Genomic DNA, 6,482 nt, shown 5'->3' with positions numbered 1-6,482 from the left:
CGCGAGGCCCGGGCGCTCGCCAGGAAATGCGCCGTGTAGGGGAGGATCCGCGGCAGGTGGGCGTAGCGCAGGCGCAGGCCCCGGTCGGCGTTGCGCAGGTAGGCCGGGAGCTTGCCCCACAGGGCCGGGCTCGACATCGGCAGGATCGAGCCGCGGCTGACCACGCCGGCATTGCCGTAGGAGGTCCGGGCCCGGGCCTCGCCGGGATCGCACAGGACCACGTCGAGGCCGCGATCCTTGAGCGCGATGGCGCAGGCCAGCCCGACCATCCCGCCGCCGACCACCACGATATCGGCCGTCTCGTCCATCAAGCTCATCCCGCTCAGCGCCAAGCGTGGCGTTCTGACGGGTTTTGCCGGCGCTGTGTAGCGGGCCGAAGGCGGGGCCACGGGCGGTTCGCGTCACCCATGCGCGAAGGGACGCGCAAAACCGCCCGCAGATCGGCTACAGAGCGGATCATGACGCTCGTCCGCTTCGCTCCCTCGCCCACCGGCTACCTGCATATCGGCAACGCCCGCCCGGCTCTGCTCAACGCGCTGTTCGCGCGCAAGGCGGGCGGCCGCTTCCTGCTGCGCCTCGACGACACCGACGCCGAGCGCTCGACCGAAACGTTCGCCGGGGCGATCCAGGAGGATCTCGCCTGGCTCGGCATCACCTGGGACCTGTTCGCCCGCCAGAGCGACCGCAAGGTCCAGCACGACGCCGCCGCCGACACCTTGCGCGCGGCGGGGCGGCTCTATCCCTGCTACGAGACGCAGGAGGAGCTCGAGCGCCGGCGCAAGCGCCAACTCGGCCGCGGCCAGCCGCCGATCTACGACCGGGCGGCGCTGCAGCTCACCGCCGAGGACCGCGCCGCCCTGGAGGCGGAGGGCCGCCGGCCGCATTGGCGCTTCCTGCTGGAGGCGCGGACCGTGAACTGGGACGACCTCGTGCGCGGGCCGGCGCATGTCGATTGCGCGTCGCTGTCTGACCCGGTGCTGATCCGCGCCAACGGCAGCTACCTCTACACGCTGCCCTCCGTGGTGGACGATGCCGACCTCGGCATCACCCACGTGATCCGCGGCGAGGACCACGTCACCAACACCGGCGTGCAGGTGCAGATCTTCGAGGCGCTCGGCGCCACGGTCCCGGTCTTCGGCCACCACAACCTGCTGACCACCGCGGACGGGGAGGGGCTGTCGAAACGGCTCGGCCACCTGTCGCTGCGCGGCCTGCGCGAGGCCGGATACGAGCCGGCGGCCGTGCGCTCGCTGGCGGTGCTGACCGGCTCGGCCGAATCCGTGCGGGCGGTGCCCGACCTCGACACGCTGGCGAGCCTCGTCGATCTCGGCGAGATCTCCCGGGCGCCGGCCCGGTTCGACCCCACCGAACTCGACGGGCTCAACGCCCGCCTCGTCCACGCCATGCCGTACGCCGAGGTCGCCCCGCGCCTCACCGCCCTCGGCATCCCGGCCGAGACGGCGGAGGCGTTCTGGCGGGCGGTGCAGCCCAATCTCGGCCGGGTCTCGGAGGCGGGCGACTGGTGGCGCGTGGTGACCGGTCCGATCGATCCGGTCCTCACCGAGGAGGCCGTGATCGCGGCGGCCCGCGAGACGCTGCCGCCGGAGCCGTTCGGCCCCGAGACCTGGAGAGCCTGGACCACAGAGATCCGCAGCCGCACCGGCGCGAAGGGGCGGGCGCTTTTCATGCCGCTGCGCCTCGCGCTCACCGGGCTGGAGCATGGGCCGGACCTCGCCGGGCTGCTGCCGCTGATCGGCCGCGAACGGGCGGCACGTCGCCTCGCCGGCGAGGCGGCGTAGCGCCTACTCCACCTCCGGCTCTTCGAGCCGCGTCGCCAGCAGCTTGTCCACGCGGCGGCCGTCGAGATCCACCACCTCGAAGCGCCAGCCGGCGATGTCGCAGGTCTCGCCGGTCTCCGGCAGGCGCTGGAACGCCGCGATGACGAGGCCGGCGGCCGTGGCGTAGTCGCGTGAGGGCGGTAGGCGCAGGCCGAGCTGGTCGGCCATCTCGTCGGCCGGCATCGACCCGGCGATCAGCCAGGACCCGTCCGGGCGGCGCACCGCGTCCGGCTCCACGGATTCGGAGTGGAATGCGCCCGCGATGGCATCGAGGATGTCGGCGGGGGTCACGAGCCCGTCGAAATGGCCGTACTCATCGTGGACCAGGGCCATCGGCACGGTACCCTTGCGCAGGGCGTCCAGGGCATCGAGCGCGTCCAGGGTATCGGGCAGCACCGGGGCCCGGCGGACATGCGCCCGCAGGTCCAGGGGCTCGCCCCGGGAGAGCGGGCCGATCAGGTCGCGCACCTGCACGACGCCGATCATCGCGTCCGGCCCGCCATCGGCCACCGGCAGCCGGGCATGGGGGCTCGCCAGCAGGCGCGCCCGGATGGTCTCGGGGTCGTCCGAGAGGTCGAGCCACACGACCTCGGTGCGCGGGGTCATGACGCCGCGCACCAGCCGGTCGCCGAGCCGCAGCACGCCGGAGATCATCGCGCGCTCGCCACCCTCGATGATCCCGGCCGTCTCGGCCTCGGCCACGAGGCTGCGGATCTCCTCCTCGGTGACGGCGCTCGCGCTCTCGGTCTCCTGGCCGATCAGGCGGAACACCGCCCGGGTCGAGGCGTCGAGCAGCCACACCGCCGGCAGGGCCGCCCGGGCGACGAGGCGCATGCCGGGCGCCACCGCGCAGGCGATCCCCTCGGGGTTGCGCAGGGCAAGGTGCTTCGGGACCAACTCGCCGATGATCACCGACAGGTAGGTGATCACCCCGATCACCAGCGTGTAGCCCAGCGTGTCGGCCCAGCCCTTCGGCAGGCCGAGGTCGATCAGCGTCAGCGCCAGGCGGTCGCCCAGCGCCGCCCCCGAGACGACGCCCGACAGGATGCCGATCAGCGTGATGCCGATCTGGACCGTGGAGAGGAAGCGTCCCGGCTCCTCGGCGAGCGCCAGGGCCGCCTTCGCCCCCGGCCGGCGGGCATCCGCGTACGCGCGCAGACGGCTCTTGCGCGACGAGACCACCGCCAGCTCGGAGAGAGCGAAGACGCCGTTCAGCGCGATCAGCAGGACGACGGTGACGAGCTCGAGCAGGCGGGCTTGCAGAGCCGCGATCCCGCAGCGCGGGTCGGGCTTCCTCTGATGACACGGCTTTTCAACATGGGGCCGGGGGCCGGACCGTTCAACGGCTAAGCCTTCGACAGAGCTTCAGAGCGTGATTGGTCCGTTCGTCCGACCTTCGCCCTGAAGCGCTCGCGCCAGCGGGCCTCGAAGGATGCCTCCCGGGATCGCGCGGGTTCTGGAGGGCTCCTTCGAGGGCGACGCTACCTCAAGGTGAGGGCGCGCTTGGGACAATCGTCCTTCGACCGAGATCGCGACGTAGAACAGGTTCTCAGCGCGGGCGCGCCTCGATCAGCACGGAATCCAGCAGGAAGCTGCCGTCGGCCTCGATGGCAAAATGCGCGGCGATTTCGACCGGCGCCGAGCCCTGGAGGGCGCGGATCGCCGCGACGTTGACCTCCGGCGTGCGCATCCGGGCGATCCAGCTCGCGAATTCCATTCGCGGCCGGTAGGCTCGCGTGTCGCCCGGGACGAGGCCGGCCGTCTCCAGCATCGCGCGCCATTCCGAGACCCGGTAGTCGCGCACATGCGAGGGATCGCGCAGCAGCTCCACCGCCTGGAGGTGGGTGTCGAGCAGGGGCTCCTCCGGCGCGACGATATCGCAGACCACGAACAGGCCGTCCGGCGCCAGCACCCGGCGCGCCTCCGCCAGGGCGGCGGGGACGTCGCGCCAGTGGTGGGCGCTGTAGCGGGTCAGCACCGCGTCGAAGGCGGCGTCCGGGAAAGGCAGCGCCTCGGCGGCGCCCTGGCGGGTCTCGATCCGGTCGAGGCCGCGCCGTTCGGCCTCGGCGGTGACCGCCGCCAGCATCTCGGCGGAGAGGTCGTAGGCCGTGACCGAAGCCCCCGCCGCCGCCGCCGCGAACGCCACGTGGCCGCCGCCGCAGCCGAGATCGAGCACCGACGCGCCTTGCAGTCCGCGAACGAGAGCGCCGATCCGGTCCAGGTCGGCGCCGACGGCATGGACCGCGCTCGTCACGTAGGCCGAGGCCTGGGCGCCGAACTGATCGACGACGTGGCCGGAATGGGTGCGCGTACTCATCACGAAGTCCTCAGCTCGGCAGCGGCGCCAGGCGCGAGAGCCGAATCGCGATGGCGAGGGCCAGACCGTAGAGGGTGCCCACGAACAGCACCACGCCGGTCCAGCCGGAATGCGCGAAGAACCAGCCGCCCGCGGTGCCGAGCACCGACGAGCCCAGGTAGTACAGGCACAGGTAGATCGAGGAGGCCTGGGCCCGGTCGCGGAGCGCCCGCCGGCCGACCCAGCTGCTCGCCACCGAATGCGCGCCGAAGAAGCCGATCGTCACGACCACGATCCCGGCGACGATCAGCAGCAGGTTGTCGGCCGCCGTCATCAGGATCCCGACCAGCCCGACCCCGGTGGCGACCCACAGCACCCGCCGCCGGCCGAACCGGCTCGCCAACTCGCCGGTGACCGGGCTGCTCACCATGCCGGCAATGTAGACGGAAAAGATCAGGCCGATCACCGTCTGGCTCAGGGAGAACGGCGGATCGAGCAGGCGGAAGCCGATGTAATTGTAGATGCAGACGAAGCCGCCCATCAGCAGGAACGCCTCGGCGAACAGCCACGGCAGCCCGGCGTCGCGGACATGGTGGCCGAAGGAGCCCGGCACGTCGCGCCAGGCCATCCGGCGCGGCACGAAGTTGCGCGCGGGCGGCAGCCAGCGCCAGAACGCGAAGGCCGCGACGAGGGCGAGCCCGCCGATCGTGGCGAGGCCGATCCGCCAGTTCATGTGGTCGGCCATCACGCCGCTGATCAGCCGGCCGGACATGCCCCCCAGCGCGTTGCCGCCGACCAGGAGCCCCATCGAGAGGCCGATCGCCTGCGTGTCCATCTCCTCGGCGAGATAGGCCATCGCCACCGCGGGCAGGCCGCTCGCGGTCAAGCCGGAGAGCGCCCGCAGGACTAGGAACCCGTGCCAGCCCGGCACCAGGGCGGCCACGATGGTCAGCACCGCGGACGCGAACAGAGAGGCGAGCATCACCGGCTTGCGGCCCCAGATCTCCGAGAGCGGGCTCACCACCAGGAGCGCCACCGCCAGCAACCCGCAGGGGAGGGACAAAGCGAGGCTGCTCTCGGCCGGCGAGACGCCGAACGCATCCGAAAAAATCGGCAGCAGCGGTTGCACCGCGTAGAGCACCGCGAAGGTCGAGAACCCGGCCGCCGCCAGCGCCAGCGCGGTGCGGCGGAACACCGGCGTCCCCGACCGGATCAGCCGCCCGTTGTCGTCGCTCTCCATGAACCGTCCCGCGCCGCCAGCTTCGCCCGGTGGTGGGACGCGTGAGCCATGACGTCAACCGCGGCGGGCGCATCGTTCCGGCCCGACGCGGTCAATGGCGTCAGTCCGCTCAGCGCGGCGGCGGAGCCCCCTGCGCCGTCCCCTGCTGCAGCAGCGGCGTGATCCGCCGGACCGTGACGCGGCGGTTCTCCCGGGCGGCGTTCTGCGTGTTCACCTTCAGGTACTGCTCGCCGTAGCCCTGGGTGGTGAGGTTCTCCGGCGGGACCTGGAACTGCTGGGTCAGCACCGTCGCCACCGACTGCGCCCGGCGGTCCGACAGGGACAGGTTGTCGATGTCGGACCCCACCGCGTCGGTGTAGCCTTCGATCAAAAAGACCTCCTGCGGGTTGGCGCGGATCGCCCGGTTGATCGCCGCGGCGATCACCGACAGCCGGGCCGCCTGGTCCGGCGTCACCGTGAACGAGGCCGTGTCGAAGGTGATCGTGTCGATGTCCACCGAGCGCATCCGGGCGCGCAGGTCCGGGCTGTAGCGGACCTGGTCCAGGGTGTAGCGGCGGTCCACGGCGACCACAGGCGGGGCCGTCAGCGCCTCGTAGACTGCGCCCTCGTCCGCCTGCTCGTACTCCACCACGTACCGGTCGCGGGGGATGCGGATGTCGGGGGGTGGCAGCACGACCACGTCGTCGTAGATCGGGCGCGGCGGGCCGGCGTAGCTGTTGTCGATGATCACCACCTCGCGGCCGTCGCGGAAGCGGCGGTAGCGGCGCAGCATCCGCCCGTCGTCGTCCGTGACGGTGACGATCTGCTCGCCGCCCGGCCGGTCGATGAAGCTGTAGAAGTCGGCGCCCCGCCGCTCGGAGCGGAAGCCGCGCGGGTCGAGGTCCCGGAACCGCTCGTTCTCGTCGTGACGGATCAGGTAGCCGTCGCGGTCGCGGACGATGATGCGGCCGGGCTCCCGGTAGTACGTCCGGCCGCCCTCGCTGAACTCACGCCGGTCGCGGCGGACCTGGTCGTAGTCGCGCACGTCGTCGTCCGCGCGGAAGCCGCCGGGGACGTAGCCGGGCTGGCCCGGCGCGTTGAACACGCCGCGCGCCGCCGGACCGCCGGC

6 protein-coding genes are annotated in these 6,482 nt (G+C 72.2%); 1 reads left to right on the top strand and 5 read right to left on the bottom strand.

The window, feature by feature from the left end; genetic code table 11:
• Positions 1-308, bottom strand: a 308-nt coding sequence (locus tag FV228_RS17555) for an FAD-dependent oxidoreductase (RefSeq protein WP_147855805.1), incomplete at its 3' end; no start/stop codon positions are given.
• A gap of 150 nt (positions 309-458) precedes the next feature.
• Between FV228_RS17555 and gltX the strand changes: the two genes are divergently transcribed.
• Positions 459-1,799, top strand: a complete 1,341-nt coding sequence (gltX, locus tag FV228_RS17550) for a glutamate--tRNA ligase (RefSeq protein WP_147855804.1) — start codon at positions 459-461, stop codon at positions 1,797-1,799.
• A 3-nt stretch (positions 1,800-1,802) separates the two neighbouring features.
• Here the strand turns inward: gltX and FV228_RS17545 are convergent, their stop codons facing one another.
• From FV228_RS17545 to FV228_RS17530, 4 genes are all read right to left on the bottom strand, one after another.
• On the bottom strand, positions 1,803-3,089 hold the full coding sequence (locus tag FV228_RS17545) for a hemolysin family protein (RefSeq protein WP_147855803.1): 1,287 nt from the start codon (positions 3,087-3,089) through the stop codon (positions 1,803-1,805).
• A gap of 298 nt (positions 3,090-3,387) precedes the next feature.
• Positions 3,388-4,155, bottom strand: coding sequence for a class I SAM-dependent methyltransferase (locus FV228_RS17540; RefSeq protein WP_147855802.1), 768 nt, complete (start codon positions 4,153-4,155; stop codon positions 3,388-3,390).
• A 10-nt stretch (positions 4,156-4,165) separates the two neighbouring features.
• Entirely contained in the window at positions 4,166-5,374 is a 1,209-nt protein-coding gene (locus tag FV228_RS17535) for an MFS transporter (RefSeq protein ID WP_147855801.1), read from the bottom strand.
• A gap of 109 nt (positions 5,375-5,483) precedes the next feature.
• The coding region (locus FV228_RS17530) for an OmpA family protein (RefSeq protein ID WP_246693936.1) at positions 5,484-6,482 on the bottom strand (999 nt) is incomplete at its 5' end.

Source organism: Methylobacterium sp. WL18 (assembly GCF_008040015.1).
Taxonomy (GTDB): Bacteria; Pseudomonadota; Alphaproteobacteria; order Rhizobiales; family Beijerinckiaceae; genus Methylobacterium; species Methylobacterium mesophilicum.
The sequence above is the reverse complement of the archived record's forward strand: the minus strand, read 5'-3'. Positions and strand labels throughout refer to the sequence as shown.

Excerpts from the sequence above, each read along its gene's own strand:
- gltX (WP_147855804.1), top strand. The coding sequence starts at position 459 with ATGACGCTCGTCCGCTTCGCTCCCTCGCCCACCGGCTACCTGCATATC.
- FV228_RS17540 (WP_147855802.1), bottom strand. The coding sequence starts at position 4,155 with ATGAGTACGCGCACCCATTCCGGCCACGTCGTCGATCAGTTCGGCGCC.
- FV228_RS17535 (WP_147855801.1), bottom strand. The coding sequence starts at position 5,374 with ATGGAGAGCGACGACAACGGGCGGCTGATCCGGTCGGGGACGCCGGTG.